The organism is Paraburkholderia sp. BR10872, assembly GCF_040965835.1.
Classification (GTDB): domain Bacteria; phylum Pseudomonadota; class Gammaproteobacteria; order Burkholderiales; family Burkholderiaceae; genus Paraburkholderia; species Paraburkholderia nodosa_A.
Map to the genome: position 1 here is coordinate 12,774 of NZ_JBFRCN010000012.1, position 21,096 is coordinate 33,869.

A 21,096-nucleotide genomic window follows, 5' to 3' on the forward strand; every position below is an offset into this window, starting at 1 on the left:
GCGCTTCCACAGCGCTTGAGGCGCACAATAGCAGCGGCGAATTCCGGCGGGCAATCGGGGTTTTTATGGACGTTATTATGTAGCTTCTTCACACGTTTTCCGCACTACACGCTCGTCTGGCTTGTAGCATGGCTACACGGGCGTCACGCATCCGAGCGCGACTCCAGTTCGGGACGCACCGCCGCGAGCGCTTCGTGCAGGGTCGGGAAGATGTTCGCACGGCCCACCACGGCCGTGATGCCATGCCGATCCATGTCCGAAAGCAGATAGCGGTTCACGCGCCCGAAAATCACCTTCACGCCGCGCTCCGCGAGTTCCGCGCAGAGGTCGATGACGGAGCGCCCCGCGGAATAGTCGAGATCGGTGATCGCCCCCGCGTCCACGACCACGCAGTGCACGGGCGACGGCGCGCGATCGATCAGCATGCGCAGTTCGTCGACGAACAAATGGTCGTTCGCATAGAACAGGTCCGCACCGAAGCGATAGACGATCAGCCCTGCCGCCGTGAGCTGGCCCGCTTGCGCGGGCTCGGGCAGCCAGTGCCCCTCGTCGTTCGGCACGAGCACCATGGTGTGCGGCCGGTAGCTATGGCGCACGTGGCGCAGTAACGACAGGCCGATCGCGATGAGGATACCGTTCTCCACGCCGATCACGACGACGGCGAGCGCCGTCGTCACCGCGAGCCGGAATTCGCCGGGACTTTCGCGGCGAATGTCGATCAGCTGGCGAATGTTCACGAGCCCCACGGCAATCGTGAAGACGATCGCGGCCAGCACGCAGTGCGGCAGATATTGCAGCAGGTGGCTGAAGAACAACAGCACCACGAGCACGACGCCCGCGAACACGAGCTGCGCGAACTGGCTGCGCGCGCCGGCCTGATCGGCCATGGCGGTCTGCGTGAGGCTGCCGTTCACGACGAACGCGCCGCTCATCGAAGCCGCCGCATTGGCCGCCGCGAGGCCGAGGAGATTGGTGTCTTCGTCGGTGCGCTCGCCGTAGCGCTCGGCAAACGCGCGGCTCGTGGCGGCGCTTTGCGCGACGATGATGACGAAGCACGACGCCGCCACCTGCAGCAGATCGATCATCTGGAACCAGCCCACCGCGGGAAAGCTCAGGCGCGGCAAGCCGCCCTGCACTGGCCCGATCACCGAAATGCCGTGGGCCGCGAAGTTCAGCATGGCGCTCGCGGCGATGCTGCCCGCCACGGCGACGAGCGGCACCGGCCAGCGCGGCCGGTACGTCTTGAAGACCAGAATCGCCGCCACGACCACCGCGGCGATGGCAAGCGTCTGCCAGTGAATCGTGCCCAGTTGCGTGACGATCTGCTTGATCTGCAGGACCGTGCGGCGTGAATTGACAGTAATGCCAAGCATGTCGCCGAGCATCGCCACGCCCACTTGCACGCCCACGCCCGTGAGAAAACCTGCGAGGACGGTGCGCGAGAGAAAGTCCGCGAGAAAGCCGAGCCGAAACAGGCGTGCGATCAACAACATCACGGCCGTGAGCAAGGCGGTCATGCCCGCGAGCGCGACATACTCAGCGCTCGAAGGCGCTGCCATGGTCGTGAGACGGCTCGCGAAAATGGTGGCCGTGGCGGAATCGGCGGCAACCACGAGATGGCGCGACGCGCCAAAGAGTGCAAACGCAACGAGCGGCAGAAAGCCTGTGTACAGACCGGTGACGGCAGGCATGCCCGCGATGCGCGCATAGCCAAGCAGTTGCGGCACGTTCATCGAGGCAAGCTGCACGCCGGCGAGCGCATCACGCAATGCAGACGCACGAGACAGCGGACGCACGCCGCGAAACAGTTCAAACGCCATTACGCCATCCTTTCGAAATCCGCCTCTTCGGGCGGTGTTTTTTTTAGCTGCGGGCTCACTGGCGCAGTATGTTAGCGCGCGGGCGCGTTCCAGTACGTGTTCGATTGCAACGTCGTTGCTCGCGCATCAATGAAAGAGGCCAGCCCGCAGGCTGGCCTCATGACTGATCCGCTCAACCGCGTCACGCAGCGCGATGGCTATACCCGAATCGGCGGCGGCATATAACGGCATTCGTAGCGTTTTCGTACCGTGCCGTTCTCATCCACGCTTTCGAGGAACACGTCGAACTGCCAGAGGCGCGCCATGTGGCGCAGCACTTCGTCGGTGTCACCCGATAGATGGCGATTGTCGCTCATGAAGTGACGCAGCGTGAGGCTACGATCGCCGCGCGTGTTCACCGACCACACCTGAATATTCGGTTCGCGGTGATGCATGTCGTACTGACGCGAGAGCGCCTGGCGCACGTACTGGTAGCCGCTTTCGTCGTGGATGGCCGAGACTTCGAGTGCATCGCGCATGTCGTCGTCGAGCACCGAGAAGAGCCGCATTTCGCGGATCAGATGCGGCGACAGGTATTGCGCCACGAAGCTCTCGTCCTTGAAGTTGCGCATGGCATAGTGCAGCGCCTTGAGCCACGGACTGCCGGCCAGCTCGGGGAACCACTTGCGGTCCTCCTCCGTGGGGTTCTCGCAGATGCGGCGAATGTCGCTCATCATCGAAAAGCCGAGCGCATACGGATTGATGCCGCTGTAATACGGCTTCGTCACCGGCGGCTGATAGATTACGTTGCTGTGCGAATGCAGGAACTCCATCATGAAGCCGTCTTCGAGCTTGCCCTGCGTATAGAGCGTGTTGAGCAGCGTGTAATGCCAGAATGTGGCCCAGCCTTCGTTCATGACCTGCGTTTGCCGCTGCGGATAGAAGTACTGCCCGATCTTGCGCACGATGCGTATGACTTCGCGCTCCCACGGCTCGAGCAGCGGCGAGTTCTTTTCGGCGAAATACAGCAGGTTTTCCTGCGGCTCCGGCGGAAAGCGCTCGTCGATCTCCTCGGCAACGGGCATTTGCTGCTTCGGCAGCGTGCGCCATAGTTCATTGACCTGGGACTGCAGATAAGCCTCGCGTTCCCGGCGCAATGCGGCCTCGCGCTCGAGCGACAGCTTTTGCGGACGTTTGTAGCGGTCTACGCCGTAATTCATGAGCGCGTGGCACGAGTCGAGCAACTCTTCCACGCGGTCGAGACCATAACGCTCCTCGCATTCGGCGATGTAATTCTTCGCATACACGAGGTAATCGATGATGGCGTGCGCGTCCGTCCAGAGACGGAACAGATAGTTGCCCTTGAAGAACGAGTTGTGCCCGTACGCGGCGTGCGCGATCACGAGCGCCTGCATCGTCATGGTGTTCTCTTCCATGAGATACGCGATGCAGGGGTTGGAGTTGATGACGATCTCGTAGGCGAGGCCCATCTGGCCGCGGCGATAGCTCTTTTCGGTGGAGAGAAAGTGCTTGCCGAATGACCAGTGGCGATAGTTCACCGGCATGCCAACGGACGCATAGGCGTCCATCATCTGCTCGGCGCTGATCAGTTCGAGCTGGATCGGATAAACATCCAGTTCGTATTGCTCTGCAACATGCGAGATATGAGTGTCGTACTCCTCGATGAGTTCGAAGGTCCAGTCGGAGGGGCACGGCAACGGCCGTTTGTCGGCTACGTTCATTTGCACTTCCCTTTGCTGGGCGAGCCCATGCTCCTTGTGGCGAGCAGCCCCGGCGGCATGTCCGGGCGCTTCGGCGTCTTCATGGTGGCCGGGCTTGCGCTCGTCACCGTGTTCGCCATGATGCCCTTTTTCGTGGCCGCTCGTCTTCCGGCGCTCCGGCTGGTAGCCGCGCGCCTCATTGTGCAGGTGGCGTGTCGTCATGAGTGCTCCACCTGCTTTTCGAAAAGCTCCCGGAACACCGGGTAGATGTCCGCCGCGGTGTCGACTTTCTTCATCGCCAGATGCGGTTCGGTGAGTGCGAGCTGCGCGTATTCGAGCCAGAGGTTCTGCTCCTCCGGCGTCACCTGAATATACGCAAAATAGCGCACCTGCGGCAGTATGTCATCCGCGAGAATCTTGCGGCATTTGGGCGAATCGTCAGTCCAATTGTCGCCGTCCGAAGCCTGTGCGCCGTAGATGTTCCAGTCGCTTGGCGAATAACGGTCCTCGATCACTTTTTTCATCAGCTCCAGTGCGCTCGACACGACCGTGCCGCCGCTTTCGGTGGAATGAAAGAAGGTGTCCTCGTCCACTTCTTCGGCACGCGTGTGGTGGCGAATGAAGACCACCTCGATCTTTTCGTAATTGCGCTTGAGGAACAGGTACAGGAGGATGAAGAAGCGCTTGGACAAGTCCTTGCGCTGCTCGTCCATCGAGCCCGACACGTCCATGAGGCAGAACATCACGGCCTGGCTCGACGGTTGCGGCTGCTTCACGCGATTCACGTAACGCAGATCGAACGGGTCGATGAACGGAATGCGCCAGATGCGCCCGCGCAGGTGATGAATCTGCTCTTCGAGCCGCGCGATTTCTTCACGCCGGTCGGCCGGGTCGGCCTTGAGCGCTTCGAGCTGCTCCTCGAGTTCGTGCAGTTCGTTGACGAGCGGCGCACCGAGCGCGATGCGACGGCCAAGCGCGCTGCGCAGCGATCTCACGACATCGATGTTGTTCGGCGTGCCTTCGGCAGCCCAGCCCGCGCGGATGCTCTTCCACGTTGGCACGGCCATGAGATGGGTTTTGACGAGGCGCGGCAGTTCGAGGTCGTCGAAGAAGTACTGCATGAATTCTTCGCGGGAGAGTTCGAACACGAAGTCGTCCTGACCTTCGCCCTCGTTGCTCGCCTGGCTGCCGCCACCGCCGCCGCCGCCCTGTGGACGCGGAATGCGGTCGCCGCGAATATAGTCCTCGTTGCCTGGGTGAACCATTTCGCGCTTGCCGCCGGGGCCGTGCCGGAACGACGGCTCTGCGATGTCCTTGCGCGGAATGGTGATGCTCTGGTTGCTCTGTATGTCCTTGATGCTGCGGTCACGCACCGCTTCCGAAACGGCGTGACGAATATAGTTCTTCACGCGGCGCAAAAAGCGCTCGCGGTTAGCAATGCTCTTGTTCTTTCCGGCTAGCCTGCGGTCGATGATTTGATGAAGCACATCCAGTCTCCCGCTCCAGTTGCGAATGGGCGAGGTGCGCAGTGTTCATTGCCGCGTCTGCCATCGTGCGTGCCGCGTTCACCCGCTCATGGCCACGCCGCCTGCGCCCCGCCGGGGGTCCTTTTGCGCCGCCGCAAAACTGCGGCAGCGCACTCGGACGGTAAAGCCTCTTCGTTCACGACGACTTGCGCACCCGCAGATACCAGTCGCAGAGCAACCGGACCTGCTTCGGCGTATAACCCTTCGCCACCATGCGGTTGACGAAGTCTTCGTGCTTGCGCTGCTCTTCCGCCGATCCTTTCGCATTGAACGAGATGACCGGCAAAAGTTCTTCCGTGTTCGAAAACATTTTCTTTTCGATCACCACGCGCAGCTTCTCGTAGCTGATCCAGGCCGGGTTCTTGCCGGCGTTGGCCGCACGCGCACGCAGCACGAAATTCACGATCTCGTTGCGGAAGTCCTTCGGGTTGCTGATGCCCGCGGGCTTCTCGATCTTCTCGAGCTCGGCATTCAATGCCGCGCGATCGAAGCTTTCGCCCGTGTCGTGATCGCGGAACTCCTGGTCCTGAATCCAGAAGTCGGCGTACGTGACATAGCGGTCGAAGATGTTCTGCCCGTATTCGGAATACGACTCGAGGTAGGCGGTCTGGATCTCCTTGCCGATGAACTCCGCGTAACGCGAGGCCAGCACGTCCTTCACGAACGACAGATACTTCTGCTCGGTTTCCGGCGGGAACTGCTCGCGCTCGATCTGCTGTTCGAGCACATACATGAGGTGCACCGGATTCGCGGCCACTTCAGTCGAGTCGAAGTTGAACACGCGCGAGAGGATCTTGAACGCGAAGCGCGTCGAAACCCCGTTCATCCCTTCGTCCACGCCCGCGAAGTCGCGGTACTCCTGGTACGACTTCGCTTTTGGATCGGTGTCCTTGAGGTTTTCGCCGTCGTACACCTGCATCTTCGAGAAGAGACTCGAGTTCTCCGGCTCCTGCAGGCGCGTGAGCACCGACATCTGCGCCATCATCTTCAGCGTGCCAGGCGCGCACACGGCCTCGGCCAGCGACGAATTGCGCAACAGCTTCTCGTAGATCTTCATCTCTTCCGAGTAGCGCAGGCAGTACGGCACCTTCACCACGAAGATACGATCGAGCAGTGCCTCGTTGTTGCGGTTGTTGCGGAACGCCTTCCACTCCGACTCGTTCGAGTGCGCGAGGATGATGCCGTTGAACGGAATCGCCCCGAATCCTTCGGTGCCCTTGAAGTTGCCTTCCTGGGTGGCCGTGAGCAGCGGGTGCAGCACCTTGATCGGCGCCTTGAACATTTCGACGAATTCGAGCAGGCCCTGATTCGCGAGACACAGGCCGCCCGAGTAGCTGTAGGCGTCGGCGTCGTCCTGGGCATATTGCTCGAGCTTGCGGATGTCCACCTTGCCGACGAGCGACGAGATGTCCTGATTGTTCTCGTCGCCAGGTTCGGTCTTCGCGATGCCGATCTGGCGCAGGATGGACGGGAAGCGGCGCACCACGCGGAACTTGCGGATGTCGCCGTTGTATTCGTGCAGGCGCTTCACGGCCCACGGGCTCAAGATGCTGCGCAGGTAACGGCGCGGTATGCCGTATTGCTCTTCGAGTATCGGGCCATCTTCGTCGTAGTCGAACAGCCCGAGCGGAGACTCGTTCACGGGCGAGCCCTTGATCGAGTAGAACGGCACGCGCTCCATGAGCTGCTTCAGCCGCTCGGCGATGGAGGACTTGCCGCCGCCCACCGGACCGAGCAGATAGAGAATCTGCTTCTTCTCTTCGAGTCCTTGCGCCGCATGGCGGAAGTACGCGACGACCTGCTCGATCACGTCTTCCATGCCATAGAACTCGCGGAATGCGGGATACACCTTGATGACCTTGTTCGCAAAGATGCGCGACAGACGCGGATCGTTGCGGGTGTCGATCTGTTCGGGTTCGCCGATTGCCGTCAGCATGCGTTCGCCAGCCGTGGCGTACGCATTGGGATCTTCCTTGCAGAGCGCGAGATACTCCTCGAGCGAGAACTCCTCCTCTCGCGTTTTTTCGAAGCGGGTCGCGAAGCTGCTATAGATATCCATGCTACCTCCTCGCCAAGATCTGCGACCGATGTCGTGCGCGGCGCGCTATTCGGAAACGACATCGCTCAAATTCATCCTAAACCCTTTTGAAATTTTTCGCACCGTTAAATCGCGCCTGATGTGCCCTCAAAAGCTAAGCATTATTGAGCGCTTGGAGGGCGCCAGACAACGACTTACAATGATCTTCCCTACTGGTGCAAATTTCAGACCGGGGTCACGCTCCTTCCCACATGCTGTGCCTGCGTGTTGGCTAATTCCATCGGGCGGGGCATTCGCAGCACGCCACTTTTTACCTGATGTTCGACCGGCTTTTCGCCTTGTCATCCGGCCTGTCCGGCACTCCGGCATACAGATCGCCTCTTCATCAAACGCACCAACGCAGCGCCGGTGCACACCCATTCGTTACGATTTGTTCGCGAGCCCGCAGAACGCGCGCGCATTGCGAACTGCCACGCAAATGTTGTGAGCACGCGTCAATGCGATTTTTTTCCCGTTTTACGCGTCGATTTCGCCGTCGTCGGTGACCTGCCGCGCATTCTTGCGCGGATGCCAATCGACGCTGACCGGCCCTGTCGGCAGTAGTGGTTTTCCCGCTCCAATCGGACGACGCGCGAACGCCACGCGATGAAGATGACGCGCGTGACAGGTTGCCAGGTTTACACCCATGGGACGCACAACGCGTACAAAAAAATAAAGCCGCCGCGCAATGCGCGCGGCGGCCGTTCGTGAGAGCAAATATGACAGGTGCGACGGTTACACGATGCGCCCCTGGGCGACCTAGACGAACTCGACTTCGACTTCCCCTAGCCCGTCGATGTGGCCGTGCAGGAGGCCCGGTGTATCGATGCGGTGCGCACCGACATAGGTGCCGGTCGTAATAGTCCATTCGGGCTCGATCGTGATGCCCATGGCGGCGCAATGATTGACGAACCAGACCAGCAGTTCGCGCGGATCGCCCGCGGGGTTGCCCGGCGCCTCCGGCACGAGCGAGGCGCCGTCGAACGTCAGTTCGAGCTCAGGCGCGACGAAATCGAGCACGCGGGCAAGCGCTGGGTACGGCAGCGCATGGCCGGTCACGAGTGCACCATTGTTCTGTGCATCGGCGAGCTGGGCGAGCGGCGCGACGTTGGGCCACTGCGCGAAACGGCTGTCGACGATCTCGATGGCCGGCACGATCTGGCCCACGCGCGCGAGCACCTCGTCGCGCGCATAGGCTTCGGCGCGAGGGACGATCGGTTCCGAAAAACGAAACGCGATTTCCAGTTCCACGAGCACGCGGAAAAAGTGGCGGCGCTCGAAGCGCGCCGGCGAGGCGTGCACGAGCGGCGCCGGGATCGGCGCGCCGGAGGCAGGGCCGCCGGGGGCGCGTGCGCCCACTTTCCAGCCGCCCGTGGTCGTCTCGAGCCCGGCGAGCACCGCCTGCTGGATCGCGTAGGCCGTGGCCGCGTCGGGCGGCACGCGCTCGGGTTCCAGCGTTTCGATCAGATGATGATGCCGGCGCGCATTCACGAGGCGTTGCGCGAGATCGTCATGCGTCATGTCGGGTTCCTTGTTTGTGCTGTCATGCGGCGCTGGCGCTCGATGCCGGCCAATCCGTCCTGCCTGGCGCGGTGCGCTCCCTTGCCCCTGCGGGGCGGGTCGTTCCTCCTGCGGTGCCACCCCGTTTGGGCCGCGCCCGGACATCGGCGCGGGCTGAACCGTCCAGCACGACGCCATGCCGCTCGCGGGCACCGCTGGGCGCCGCAGTGTAGCGCGCCGACCGGGCCGCGCAGATGACACGGCTGACAATGTACCGTAACGGCGCCCACATGGCGCACGGCGGGGCCGCACAACGGGGTCAAAGGCGTAAAAAAAGCCGCTGCGGCACAGCGGCTGGCTCTCGTGCGCGGACGGCCCGCGCGGCTTGGCGGATGAATGTCAGAAGGTTTCCCAGTCGCCGTTCGAACCGGCAGCCGACGCCACCGCGCTCATGGGCGCGCGGGGGGCTGCCACGGGCCGTGCGGCCGGCTGGGCGGCGGCAGCCGGAGTGCTGCGCGGCGCGCGCTTTGCGGCAGGCGCAGCTGCCCCGGCTCCCGATGCCTGGCGCGTGGCAGCAGCACGGGCGACGGAAGCCGTCCTGGCGGCTGCCGGCGCAGGCTTCACCTGCGCTGCGCCGAGCGCTGCGTCTTCCAGATTGAATACGGCGACGGCCTCGCGCAGGCGTCCCGCCTGGTCCTCAAGCGACTGCGCCGCGGCGGCGGCCTCCTCGACGAGTGCCGCGTTCTGCTGGGTCACCTCGTCCATCTGCGTGACCGCACGCGCGACCTGGTCGATGCCGCCCGACTGCTCCTGCGAAGCCGCCGCGATCTCGCCCATGATGTCGGTCACGCGCTGCACCGCGGCGATGATCTCGGTCATCGTGCGGCCCGCCTCGTCGACGAGCGCCGAGCCCGCCTGCACGCGCTCGACCGAGGTGTCGATGAGCCCCTTGATCTCCTTGGCCGCCGCCGACGAGCGTTGCGCGAGGCTGCGCACCTCGCCCGCCACCACGGCGAAGCCGCGCCCTTCCTCGCCCGCGCGTGCCGCTTCGACGGCCGCATTGAGCGCGAGGATGTTGGTCTGGAACGCGATGCCCTCGATGATCGTGATGATGTCGGCGATCTTCGCGGAGCTGTCGTTGATGTCGCCCATCGTGCCGACCACCTGATTGACGACCGAGCTGCCCTTGTTGGCGATTTCCGAGGCGTTGGCGGCGAGCGCGCTGGCCTGGCGGGCGTTGTCGGCGTTCTGCTTCACGGTGCCCGTGAGCTGTTCCATGCTCGACGCGGTCTGCTGGAGCGCCGATGCCTGCTCTTCGGTACGCGACGAGAGGTCGAGGTTGCCCGCGGCGATCTCACGCGTGGCCGTGGCGATCGATTCGGTGCCCGAGCGCACCGAACGCACCGTTTCGGTGAGGCTGCGCTGCATCTGCGCGACGCCGCCCAGCAGTTCGCCCATCTCGTCGTTGCGGCGCACGACCACGGGCCGGCGCAGATCGCCGGCGGCGATCGCATGGAAAGCGCCAAGCGCTTCGCCGAGCGGCTCCGCAATAGCGCGGCGCAGCGAGAAGAACGAATAGGCGGCGGCGCCGATACCTACGAGCAGCGCCGCGATGCACGCGACGCGCAGCTCCGAGAACGCGGCCTGGGCGTCGTCGAAGCCCTGCTGCGCTTGCGTCATCTGGAACTTGTCGAGCACGGCGTCGGCCTTCGAGAGCCCGTCGTAGGCCTCCTTGAGCGCCTTGGCGCCGGCCACCACCTTCGCCTGATCGCCCGACTGGACGGTCGTCATGAACTGGTCCGCGATCTGGTGCAGGGCCTCGCGCCGGGCTCCGACATCCTGAGCGAGGCGCGCTTCCTCGCCGGCGTGCGGCAAGGCCATGTACTTCTTCCAGAAGTCGTCCGACACGCCACGCAGCATGCGCGCCCGGTCGACCGTCGCCGCGGCGTCGGACGTACCCTGTTCGAAGGCGGCCCGGTCGAGCGCGAGACGCTCGCGTGCCGCATAGATTTCGGCCAGATTGACCGCGTGCGAACTGGGCATCTGGTCGGTGAAAGTCTCGCGATACGCGTCGTTCGAACGCGTGAGACCCAGCAGCCCGACCGCACTGATCGCGACGATCAACGTCGCCAGAAAGCCCATCGTGATGCCAATGCGCGCCTTGATACTGATGCCCTTGCCCATGACTCCCCCAACGCTTGTGATATGGTCGGGCCCAACGCCCGACATCGAGTGGTCGCTCTAACAGGCGTTTACGGCACAGGATTTCAAGGTCTTGAAATGTGTATATGGTATGAAGTATTGGCGAAATACAATCAGGCGCGGCGCGAATAGGCCGCGCCGTGGCCGGTCATGGCTTAGATGCCAGCGAGACGTGCTGATGCGCTCAGCCCGCGAGTTCGGCGAGCGTGGGAATAGAGGGTTGAGCGCCCGCGCGCGTGACTGAAACCGACGCCGCACGCAATGCGAAAGCAATGGCTTCGAGCGCGGGCGCCCCGGCAGCCAGGCGCGCGGCCAGACCGCCGATGAAGGTGTCGCCGGCCGCCGTCGTATCCACCGCATTGACGCGTGGCGCGGGCAGATGGACCGGCGCGGCGCCGTCGAGCAGCGCACATACGCCCTGCGCTCCGAGCGTCACCAGCACGTTGCGTGCGCCCGCCTCCCGCAGCGCCGACGCCGCCCGCGCCGCCTCTTCCGGCGTGCTCGCGGGCAAGCCGGTGAGCGCGGCCGCCTCCAGTTCGTTCGGTACGAGATAGTCGATGAGCGGGAGCCACTGCGCGGGCAGCGGCCCCGTGGCGGGTGCTGGATTGAGGATGGTGATCTTGCCCAGGCGCCGTGCAGCGGCGAGCGCGGCCGCCACAGCGTCGGTGGGCGTTTCGAGCTGGCAGACCACGACGCCGGCCCGCGCGAGCACGGCCTCATGGCGAGCGATCGTTTCGGGCGCGAGTTCGCCGTTGCTGCCGGCCACGATGACGATGGCATTCTGGCTCGCGTCGTCGACGATGATCAACGCCACGCCGGTCGGCGCGCCAGGCGACGTTTCGAGCGCGCCGCAGTCGATACCTTCTGCCATCAGCCCCGCGCGCAATACCTCGCCGTTGCTGTCGGCGCCGACCCGGCCGATCATCGCCACCTGGGCGCCCAGGCGCGCCGCGGCCACCGCCTGGTTGCCGCCCTTGCCGCCGGCCACCTGCGCAAAGGCATGGCCCGCGAGCGTCTCGCCGGGAGACGGCAAGCGCGGCGCGCGCGCGACGAGATCCATGTTCAGACTGCCGACCACGGCCACGCGAGCGCGTGCGTCGGTCGGCTTTGCTGCGTCAGTCGTCACGATGCCTCCTCGATGGCTTGCGCCTTCGCTACGGCCGCCCTGCCTCAGGCCGCGAGCGGCGCGTATTCCTCCGCACCGACCCAGGGCCCCGTCGATTCGCGAGCGAAGAGCGTAGGCGGCATCACGCGCCGGCGCGCCCTCGCGCCTTCCTCACGCGCGTTCGCGATGCGCTCGATCAGCGTGAGCGCCGCCATGTCGCCGAGCGCACGCGCGGGCTGGCCGACCGTCGAGAGCGCGGGCCAGGTGAAGTTGCCGAGCTCGATATCGTCGAAGCCGATGATCGAGCAGTCGCCCGGCACGCGCAAGCCGCGCTCGGCGGCCGCGCGCAAGGCGCCAATGCCCATCATGTCGTTGCCGGCGAAGATCGCAGTGGGCCGCACGCTGTCGAACAATTGCGCCGCCGCGCGGTAACCGCCCGCCCCGGAAAAGTCGCTTTCGACGATCGCGCCCGGCGCGATCTCCACGCCCCGCTCGGACATGGCGCGCAGGAAGCCGTGCATGCGCATCGCGCTCACCGCGGTCGTCACCGGCCCGGTGATGCAGCCGATGCGCGAGTGCCCGAACTCGAGCAGATGCCGCGTGGCGAGCCAGGCGCCGCGCTCGTGGTCGATCTGCACGAGATCGGCGTCGAGTCCCTCGATGTTGCGGTCGATGACGACGATCGGCTCGCGCGTATCGGCAAGCGTCGAGGCGAGCACGGCGTCGTCACCGGCCGAGGCGACGATGAGGCCGTCGATGCGCTTTTCCTGCAGCACGCGCAGGTAGCTGCGCTGCTTGGCCGGGTCGTCGTCGGAGTTGCAGAAGAACACGCAATAGCCCTTGCGCGCGCAGGCGTCCTCGACGCCGCGCGCAAGCTCCGCGAAATACGGGTTGGTGCCGTTCGGCACGAGCAGACCGACGGTCGCCGTGGCACGCGCCTTGAGCGAGCGCGCCACCGCCGACGGCACGTAGTTCAGGTCGCGGATCGCGCGCTCGACCTTGGCCCGCACGTCCGCCGACACCGGACGCGAATTGTTCACCACATGCGACACCGTCGTGAAAGATACCCCCGCCACGGCGGCCACATCCTTGATCGTCGCCATCTTTATGTTGCTCCTGCTTTTTTGCTGCCCTGTTGCTGCCGGCTCTCTGCGCGCCCGTTGTAGGTTTGGTCTGGCGTCGCTTTCCCGGTCATTTCCGTCGGCCCGCGCTGCATTGCGGACCGCGCCCTCGAAAAAATTGTTATGTCCTGCTGCCTCTGCGACTTCGCCTGCTGCGGTACGTGTCGAGCACGACCGCCACGACGATCACCGCGCCGGTGATGATCCGTTTGGTGGGCTCGTTCGCGCCGATCTGCGCGAGCCCCGCGGCCAGAACCGAGATGATCAGCACGCCGAAGAACGTGCTGATGACCGAGCCGCGCCCGCCCATCAGACTGGTGCCGCCGATCACCACGGCGGCGATCACCTGCAGCTCCAGCCCCGCGCCCGCGTTTGGATCGGCGGCTTCGAGGCGCGAAATCTGAAACAGCGCCGCTAGCCCGGAAAGCGCGCCCATCAGCGCGAACACGATCACCTTGTACGGCCGCGGATCGACGCCCGCCAGGCGCACCGCCTCTTCGTTGGTACCGATACCGATCAGATACCGTCCGAACACCGTGCGCGTCAGCGTGAGCTGCGCGATCACCATCACCGCCACCGCGATCAGGAACGCCGGCGAGATGCCGAATGCGATCGGGTTCGAGAGAAAGTCGAACGCGTCGCCGATATACGCCGTGCGCGAATTCGTCATCTGGTACGCAAGCCCGCGCGCCGCTTCGAGCACGCCGAGCGAAACGATGAACGACGGGATGCGCCAGCCCACCGTCACCGCGCCCGTGAGCGTGCCCGTGGCCGCCGCGGCGACGAGGCCGAGCAGCGCCGCCGGCAGCGCGCCCCAGCCCCACTTGAGCGACGCCACGCTCACCACCGAAGCGCCGAGCGCGAGCACCGAACCCACCGAAAGATCGATACCCGCGATGATCAGCACGAAGGTCATGCCCACTGCCATCACCACGAGATCGGGAATCTGGTTCGCGATCGTGCTGAACGTATCGTACGTGAGGAAGTGTGAACTCAGCAGCGAGAACAACACGATCATCGCGATCAGCGCGAGCGCGAGGCCCAGGTAGTTCGAAAAGCCGAAGCGCGTGCCCACGGGCTTGCCGCTCGCCTGCATCGCATGCGGCGCCGACACCGGCGCAGCGCCCGGCGCGATTTTGGTCGAACTGGTACGCCCACCGATTTCGTCGCCGTGCGGCGACGGTTGCCCGCGCAACGGGTCGTTCGTCATGAAGCGCTCCCTCGTGGGTCGTCGTTGCGTTCATGGGGCTTGCGCGTTTCCCTGTGTGGCGGCACGTCGCCCATCTCCGGCAGATCGCGCGCGTTCGCGACCAGCGCATCCTCGGCGCGCAGCCCCGCGAAGGCGGCGGCGAGCAGCTTGTCCTGGCTCCACTCGTCGCGACCGTAGATGGCCGTCATCTTCCCCGCCGACATCACGCCGATGCGGTCGCAGATCAGCATCAGCTCGCGCAGGTCGCTCGATACCACCACGAGCGCCCGGCCTTCACGTGCGAGCGCGCCCATCAGCGCGTAGATGTCGAACTTCGCCCCGACGTCGATGCCACGCGTAGGCTCGTCGAACAGCACGACGCGCATCGACTGCGTAATGTCGCGCGCGAGCCAGCGGCCGATCACCACCTTCTGCTGGTTGCCGCCCGACAGCTCGCCCACCGGCTGCGCGGGTCCGGACGCGCGGATTCGCAGCGCGTCGATCTGCGTGCGCGCCAGCGTGTTCTCGCGCGCCGCGTCCACCACGCCATAGCGCGAGACCGCGCCTACGTTGCCGAGCGTCACGTTCGCGGCGAGCGGCTGCGGCAACAGCAGCCCTTCGCCCTTGCGGTCCTCGGTGATGAGCGCGATGCCAAGCTTAACCGCATCGGCGGGCGAGGCAATCTGCACGGGTTCCGGCGCCGCGCCCGGCGTGGGCGCCAGCGCCACCGTGCCGCGCTCCATGCGGTCGGCGCCGTAGATGAGCCGCATCAGCTCCGTTCTGCCCGCGCCGATCAGCCCCGACACGCCGAAAATCTCGCCGGCGCGCACTTCGAACGACACGTCGCGCACAGCCTTCGCGCGCGTGAGCCCGTCCACCTTCAGGAGCGGCGCGCCGATGCGCCGCTGCCCCAGATCGATGCGCTCGCCAAGCTCGCGCCCCACCATCAGCGCGACGATGCGCTCGGGCGTGAGGTTGGCCATGGCGTCCACCCGCACGAGCTTGCCGTCGCGCAGCACCGCGACGCGCTGCGCGATGCGCTCGAGTTCTTCGAGCCGGTGCGAGATGTAGACGATCGCCACGCCGCGCGCCTTCAGCCGCGCGATCTGCTCGAACAGCAATTCGACCTCGCGAGCCGTGAGCATGGCCGTCGGCTCGTCGAGGATCAGCACGCGCATGTCGCCGCCATCGCCATGATCGGCCGCAGCGGCGCTGCCGACCAGGTTGCGCGCGATCTCCACGAGTTGCTGATGCCCGATTCCCAACTCCCCGACCGGCGTATCGGGGTCGATCGCCTCGAGTCCGACCTGCGCCATCGCGGCCCGCGCGTCGTCACGCAGCCGCCTGCGATCGATCCAGCCGAACCGCAGCGGCCCCGACTGCGGCAGGCGGTCCAGAAACAGGTTCTCCGCAACAGTGAGCGTGGGCAGCAGGTTCAACTCCTGCATGACCATGCGCACGCCGAGCGCCTCGGCTTCGCGGCGGCTCGCCGGGGCGTAGGGGTGGCCCATCAGCGTCATGCTGCCCGCACTCGACGCTGTGAGGCCGCTCACGATCTTCGAGAGCGTGCTCTTGCCCGCGCCGTTTTCCCCCGTAAGCGCAAGCACTTCGCCGGCGTGCAGCGCGAGGCTGACGTCGGCGAGCACCGGCTGCTCGTAGGTCTTCCCGACGCCCGTCACCGTAAGCACGGCGGGCGCAGGTGACGCTACGTCGGGGACATTTGCATCCATCACGATCCTGTAGTCGCGAGCCGCGCCGCCGGGTTCAACCGGTGAGTCGCGCCGCCCGGATACTGCGGGTCCGCACCGCCGCCGCACGCTCCGGTAGAGCATGCCTCGAACGGCGCGCTGGGCAGCGATACGCCGCCCAGCGGAAGACGGCCGCCCATGCGGTCATCCCGGTACAAATAACGGCTGCGCGGCGAGATTCTTGAGCGCTTATTGCGTTGCGCACGCAAATACCGCCGCGGCACGGCATGGCGCCTGCCCGCAGCGCTTTACTTCGTGACGAGCACCACGGGCGTTTCGACGATACCCGACAGCTCCGACTGCTTCTTGTGCTCCTTGAGCGCCTTCAGGGCCGTGTCGATGCCGAACACGGCCTGTTTCGCCGCGAACTGGTCGGCGGTGGCGAGCACGCGGCCGTCCTTGAGCATGGGCTTGATGGCGCCAATGTTGTCGTAGCCGACCACGTACACCTTGCCCTGCTTGCCCGCCGCGCGCACGGCCGACACGGCGCCGATCGCCATGTTGTCGTTGCCGCACAGGAGCGCCTTGATGTCGGGGTATTCATTGAGCATGGCGGAGGCGACGGCGTTGCCCTTGTCGATCTCCCATTCGCCGGACTGCGTCGAGACGATCTTCGCGCTCACGGCGTCCATCGCGTCCTTGAAGCCCGCCGTGCGCTGCTGCGCGTTGGTCGTGGTGGAGACGCCCTCGACGATGCCCACCTGGTCGCCCGACTTCAGGCGCTTGGCCAGGTAGTCGCCCACGAGGCGGGCGCCCTTGCGGTTGTCCGGGCCGACGAACGGCACGTTCAGGTCCTTGGACTTGAGCACGTCGGCGTCGAGCTTGTTGTCGATGTTCACGACGATGATGCCCGCGTCCACCGCCTTCTTCACGACGGGCACGAGCGCCTTGGAGTCGGCGGGCGCGAGCACGATGGCGTCGACCTTCGAGACGATCATCTGCTCGACGATCTGGATTTGGGCGGCCGTGTCGGTCTCGTTCTTGATGCCGTTGGTGATGAGATCGAACTGGTCGGCGTTGTGCTTCTGATAGTCCTTCGCGCCGGTCTCCATGGTGAGGAAGAACTCGTTGGCGAGCGACTTCATGACGAGCGCGACTTTCGGCTTGTGAGGCGCCTGTGCGCGGGCCGCGAGCGGCAAAGCGCCTGTTACGGCGGTCGTGGCGAGCGCGCTGGCGGCGAGAAGGATGCGGCGGCGAATGCGGGAGTTCATGTCTGGAAGTCTCCGGTTTGTCGGGCCCGGCTGGGCCCTGCTTTCTGGTTATGCGCAAACGTTTTCTGCCGGCCCATTCTCGGCGCAGGCGCTCAACGATGTCAACTTTGCTCTGTCACTGGCGTCGCTGCCGGCCATGCGGCGGCGCAACAACGCCCGCACCGCCTTAGAGCCAGTTAATACGACGAAACAGGAAAAACAGGAAGATATCGAGCACGAGCATGGCGGCGAGGCAGATCTGGTAGCCGAACCTGAAGTGCAGCTCGGGAATGTGCTCGAAGTTCATGCCGTAGATGCCCGCGATCATGGTCGGCACGGCGAAGAGCGCGGCGAAGGAACCGAGCCGCTTGGTCACTTCGTTCTCCGCGAGCGAGATCATGCCGAGGTTCACCTGGATCGCCGTGACGATCATTTCGCGGCGCGCGTCGATCATGTTGGACACGCGCACGAGGTGGTCGTACACATCGCGGTAGTACGCCTGCATGCCCACGCAGATCTGCGGAATGCGCCCGCCCACGAGCTTGCCGACGGCATCGACGAGCGGCGTGACGTGATGCGCGAGGATCACGAGACGACGCTTGAGCGAATAGAGATCCTCGATGATCGCGCGCGAGCCCGCGAGGTCGTGCTTGTCGAAGATGCGGTCCTCCAGCTCCTCGATCTCGCCGGAGAGCGTTTCGAGCACCGGCGCGTAGCGATCGACCACGCTGTCCATCAGCGCGTAGAGCACGAACCCGGAGCCTTCGCGCAGCAATTCGGGCTCGCGCTCGCAGCGCGCGCGAACATCGCTGAAACCCTGCTGCGCGCGGTGGCGCACCGAAAGCACGAAATTGGGGCCGGCGAAGACGTTCACCTGGCCTGTGATGACTTCGCCGTCGTCGTCGAGTTCGAGCGTGTGGAGCACGCAAAAAAGCGTGTCGCCATATTCCTCGATCTTCGGCCGCTGGTTGCCGTTCATCACGTCTTCGATGGCGAGCGCATGCAGGCCGAACTCCTCCTTCATCGCCGCCATTTCTCCGGCGTCCGGGTCCTTGAGCGCGACCCAGACGAAACACTCGGGCTTCGCCAGATAGTCGCTGATGGCTTCGACTGTGACATCGGCCAGTTTCTTGCCGCCTTGATACGCGACGCAATTGATTAGCATGTTCCTTTTCTTCCGCGCGGCGGGTCGCGCCCGCGCCGCTTCGAGTTGCACCGGTTGCCAAGTGTAAGGTGTTCCGTCGACCGACGGCGTCTGGACGGGGTGCCCGAGCGGCGCGCGTCCGGTTGACTGGGCCTGAGAGCACTGCCCGTGCCCGCCGTGCCCGCCGTGCAACGGCGGCGGCGAACCGGGAGGCTACTGCGCGACGCGGCGGATGCCGATGCGGTCATCCTTGTCGAAGGTGATGCTCGCGCGGTTGGTGTAGCGCGGATCCACAAGCAAGCGCAGCTCGATCACAGGATCGAACTGCGTCGTCACGGCGATGCGGCGCACGCCGGGCTTCAGGTAGAACGTGACGTGTTCGCCGTCCATGAGGTCGGTCACGCGTTCACCGTCGATGTAGACGGGCGCGTCGCGGAATTTGACGATGACGTTGCGGGTACGCTCGCGGCGCACGTCCACGGCCACGAGGCCCTCGCCCGGCTCGGTGTAGCCAGGCTTCAGGATGCGTTCGGCCGGCACGGGCTTGAACGGCATGGGCTGCGGCTGCTCCTCGGCACAGCCGCCGACTGCGAACGCGGCGACCACCGTGACGGCGGCGGCGAGACTCGCAATCGATCTGCGCGACGGCAAAGGCGGCATGGGCGCTTTCCCCTTTTCTGACGTCTGGCTCCCGGTTCGCGCCCATCATATCCGTACGGGCGCCAGACCGATCATCGTTGTTATATGCTTTGGGGACTGCGCGGCAGCGCTCGCAACCGGCATTGAGAGGAGGCAACGGCCATGTGGTACTTCTCGTGGATTCTCGGCATCGGCGTTGCGCTCGGCTTTGGCATCATCAACGTGATGTGGCTCGAGGCCAACGGCAAATTCCTGAACGGACACGGACCCGAGCAAAACGGCCTGGATAACGCCCCGTCGGCAAACGCCGGCACGCAACACGGCGAGGCACGCCGCCCGTGACAAGACTGGTGTTCTTCTGCGGCCACGCCGGCGCCGGCAAGACCTCGCTCGCCAAACGCCTGTTCGCCCCGCTCGCCCGCGAGACCGGCGAGCCGTTCTGCCTGCTCGACAAGGACACGCTCTACGGCAGCTATAGCGCAGCCGCGATGGGCGCGCTCACGCACGACCCAAACGATCGCGACAGCCCGCTTTTCCTGCAGCATTTTCGCGAACCCGAGTACCGCGGGCTCATCGACACCGCCCGCGAAAACCTCGAACTTGGCGTGAGCGCGCTCGTGGTCGGCCCGCTGTCGCGCGAAGTGCGCGAGCGCAAGCTGTTCGACCGCGCGTGGCTCGGTGTCGGTCAGGAGGTGGGACTCACCGTGGTGTGGGTGCATACGAGCGAGGAAACGGCGCACGCGCGCATCGCCGCGCGCGCCCATCCGATCGACGCCTACAAGCTCGCTCACTGGAACGAATACCGGCAGCGGCGCTTCATGCCGTCGGGCGCGCAGCTCGACGGCCTTCTGCTCTTCGACAACAGCGCGCCCGCCGCGGCCGACTACGACGCGCTGCTCGAGCGCATCGTGTCGGCAACGGCATCGACCTGAGACTTCAGGCCGCCACCTTCGCGCGGCTGTCGAGCGTCGCGCCTTCGTACACCTGACCGAAGCGGTTCGCGAGGAACTGCTGGAGCGACACCTGCTCCTGGCGCACGAACCCGGCTTGCGGCAGACGCTTTTCGCGGAACAGATCGAGCACCGCGCACATGGCGCCGGCGGTGGTGATCTGGATCGCGCTCATGGGCACGCCGCACACCGTCTTCGCGAAGATCTTGCGCGTGAACACTTCCTGCACGAGCTTGCCGTCGCGCATGCCGGTCACCGTCATGAAGATGAGCACGACGTCCTGCTCGGTTGCGGGCACCGAGCGGCGCAGGATGGACTTGAGCGTGTCGCGGTCGCTGGAAAGGCGCAGGTCTTCGAGCAGGAACTGCATGAGCGCGCGATGACCCGGATAACGCACCGACTTGTAGTCGAGCGATTCGACCTTGCCCGAAAGCGTTTCGCAGAGCGTACCCAGGCCGCCCGACGTATTGAAGGCCTCGTACTCGACGCCGTCGAGCGAGAAATGCTCGAGACCTTCGAGCGGCTGCACCCACTGCGTGCGGCTTTCGCGAATCGCTTCGCACGGCTGGCAATACTCGTTGATGAGACCGTCGACGCTCCATGTGAGGTTGTACTTGAGCGCGTTGGTGGGAAACTGCGGCAGCGCGCCTACGCGCATCTTGACGTCGCGGATCTCGGTGAAGCGGCTCGCGAGCGCATGCGCCGCTATGCCGATGAAGCCGGGCGCGAGACCACATTGCGGCATGAAGACATGATCGGCGTCGTCGGCCAGCGCGCGAATCGCGTGGGTCGCCCGCACGTCCTCGGTCAGGTCGAAGTAATGGACGCCTGCGCCCTTCGCCGCCGAGGCGACGTTCACGGCAAGGTAATACGGCAGCGCGTTGATCAGCACGTCATAACCTTCCAGCGCGCCGCGCAGCGCGGCGGCGTCGCCGGAATCGACACGCGCGGTGGGAATGCCCTGCGCCGCAAGCGGCTCGAGCGATTTCGCATCGCGGTCGAACGCCGCGACTTCGTAGTCGCCGCTCTCACGCAGCATGTGGGCAATGGTGTGGCCGATCAGGCCGGCGCCTGCAATTGCAACTTTCATGTGTCATCTCCTTTGGTTTTCTATGCTTGGGGATGGGCAGCGCCCGCTCAAACACAGTCTAGGGAGAGACAAATACGGTTCATAGACGCAAAACG

The 21,096-nt window shown here is 65.0% G+C and carries 16 protein-coding genes; 2 read left to right on the forward strand and 14 right to left on the reverse strand.

All coding sequences use genetic code 11. The features are described 5' to 3' along the window. Nucleotides 1–143: 143 nt before the first annotated feature. The 13 genes from AB4Y43_RS12140 to AB4Y43_RS12200 form a co-directional block, all read right to left on the reverse strand. Nucleotides 144–1,820, reverse strand: a complete 1,677-nt coding sequence (locus tag AB4Y43_RS12140; RefSeq protein ID WP_368617597.1) for a SulP family inorganic anion transporter — start codon at nucleotides 1,818–1,820, stop codon at nucleotides 144–146. Between the two features lie 197 nt (nucleotides 1,821–2,017). Then, complete coding sequence (locus AB4Y43_RS12145) at nucleotides 2,018–3,742, reverse strand: SpoVR family protein (protein WP_069265703.1); 1,725 nt, start codon at nucleotides 3,740–3,742, stop codon at nucleotides 2,018–2,020. Next, nucleotides 3,739–5,007, reverse strand: a complete 1,269-nt coding sequence (locus tag AB4Y43_RS12150; protein WP_069265702.1) for a YeaH/YhbH family protein — start codon at nucleotides 5,005–5,007, stop codon at nucleotides 3,739–3,741. Before AB4Y43_RS12150 ends, AB4Y43_RS12145 begins: the two co-directional genes overlap by 4 nt. Nucleotides 5,008–5,182: 175 nt before the next feature. Continuing rightward, the gene (locus AB4Y43_RS12155; RefSeq protein ID WP_069265701.1) at nucleotides 5,183–7,105 is read right to left on the reverse strand and encodes a PrkA family serine protein kinase; all 1,923 of its coding nucleotides are present in this window, start codon (nucleotides 7,103–7,105) and stop codon (nucleotides 5,183–5,185) included. Between the two features lie 777 nt (nucleotides 7,106–7,882). After that, the gene (locus AB4Y43_RS12160; RefSeq protein ID WP_069265700.1) at nucleotides 7,883–8,644 is read right to left on the reverse strand and encodes a 2-keto-4-pentenoate hydratase; all 762 of its coding nucleotides are present in this window, start codon (nucleotides 8,642–8,644) and stop codon (nucleotides 7,883–7,885) included. A 378-nt stretch (nucleotides 8,645–9,022) separates the two neighbouring features. After that, nucleotides 9,023–10,807: a methyl-accepting chemotaxis protein gene (locus tag AB4Y43_RS12165; protein WP_342945776.1), complete on the reverse strand. Its 1,785-nt coding sequence runs from the start codon at nucleotides 10,805–10,807 to the stop codon at nucleotides 9,023–9,025. Between the two features lie 202 nt (nucleotides 10,808–11,009). Further along, complete coding sequence (gene rbsK / locus AB4Y43_RS12170; protein ID WP_342945777.1) at nucleotides 11,010–11,951, reverse strand: ribokinase; 942 nt, start codon at nucleotides 11,949–11,951, stop codon at nucleotides 11,010–11,012. A gap of 44 nt (nucleotides 11,952–11,995) precedes the next feature. Beyond that, a complete protein-coding gene (locus tag AB4Y43_RS12175) occupies nucleotides 11,996–13,033 on the reverse strand; it encodes a LacI family DNA-binding transcriptional regulator (RefSeq protein WP_069265698.1) in 1,038 nt (345 codons plus the stop codon). A 139-nt stretch (nucleotides 13,034–13,172) separates the two neighbouring features. Then, nucleotides 13,173–14,261, reverse strand: a complete 1,089-nt coding sequence (locus AB4Y43_RS12180; protein WP_141710712.1) for an ABC transporter permease — start codon at nucleotides 14,259–14,261, stop codon at nucleotides 13,173–13,175. Next, the gene (locus AB4Y43_RS12185) at nucleotides 14,258–15,970 is read right to left on the reverse strand and encodes a sugar ABC transporter ATP-binding protein (RefSeq protein WP_368727899.1); all 1,713 of its coding nucleotides are present in this window, start codon (nucleotides 15,968–15,970) and stop codon (nucleotides 14,258–14,260) included. The genes AB4Y43_RS12180 and AB4Y43_RS12185 overlap by 4 nt, the downstream gene beginning before the upstream one ends. A 266-nt stretch (nucleotides 15,971–16,236) precedes the next feature. Continuing rightward, nucleotides 16,237–17,199, reverse strand: coding sequence for a sugar ABC transporter substrate-binding protein (locus AB4Y43_RS12190; protein WP_069265696.1), 963 nt, complete (start codon nucleotides 17,197–17,199; stop codon nucleotides 16,237–16,239). 166 nt (nucleotides 17,200–17,365) lie between these two features. Beyond that, nucleotides 17,366–18,343 carry a magnesium/cobalt transporter CorA gene (gene corA / locus AB4Y43_RS12195; RefSeq protein WP_069265695.1) on the reverse strand — a complete coding sequence of 326 codons (978 nt, stop codon included), beginning with the start codon at nucleotides 18,341–18,343 and terminating at the stop codon, nucleotides 17,366–17,368. A 192-nt stretch (nucleotides 18,344–18,535) separates the two neighbouring features. Further along, entirely contained in the window at nucleotides 18,536–18,982 is a 447-nt protein-coding gene (locus AB4Y43_RS12200) for a hypothetical protein (protein WP_368617601.1), read from the reverse strand. 141 nt (nucleotides 18,983–19,123) lie between these two features. Here AB4Y43_RS12200 and cydX point away from each other — a divergent pair, with 141 nt between their 5' ends. Both cydX and AB4Y43_RS12210 read left to right on the forward strand, forming a co-directional pair. Then, nucleotides 19,124–19,303, forward strand: coding sequence for a cytochrome bd-I oxidase subunit CydX (cydX, locus tag AB4Y43_RS12205; protein WP_368727900.1), 180 nt, complete (start codon nucleotides 19,124–19,126; stop codon nucleotides 19,301–19,303). Beyond that, nucleotides 19,300–19,893 carry an AAA family ATPase gene (locus AB4Y43_RS12210; protein ID WP_368727901.1) on the forward strand — a complete coding sequence of 198 codons (594 nt, stop codon included), beginning with the start codon at nucleotides 19,300–19,302 and terminating at the stop codon, nucleotides 19,891–19,893. The genes cydX and AB4Y43_RS12210 overlap by 4 nt, the downstream gene beginning before the upstream one ends. 4 nt (nucleotides 19,894–19,897) lie before the next feature. Here the strand turns inward: AB4Y43_RS12210 and AB4Y43_RS12215 are convergent, their stop codons facing one another. Continuing rightward, nucleotides 19,898–21,001, reverse strand: coding sequence for a saccharopine dehydrogenase family protein (locus tag AB4Y43_RS12215; RefSeq protein WP_069265691.1), 1,104 nt, complete (start codon nucleotides 20,999–21,001; stop codon nucleotides 19,898–19,900). Between the last annotated feature and the right edge of the window lie 95 nt (nucleotides 21,002–21,096).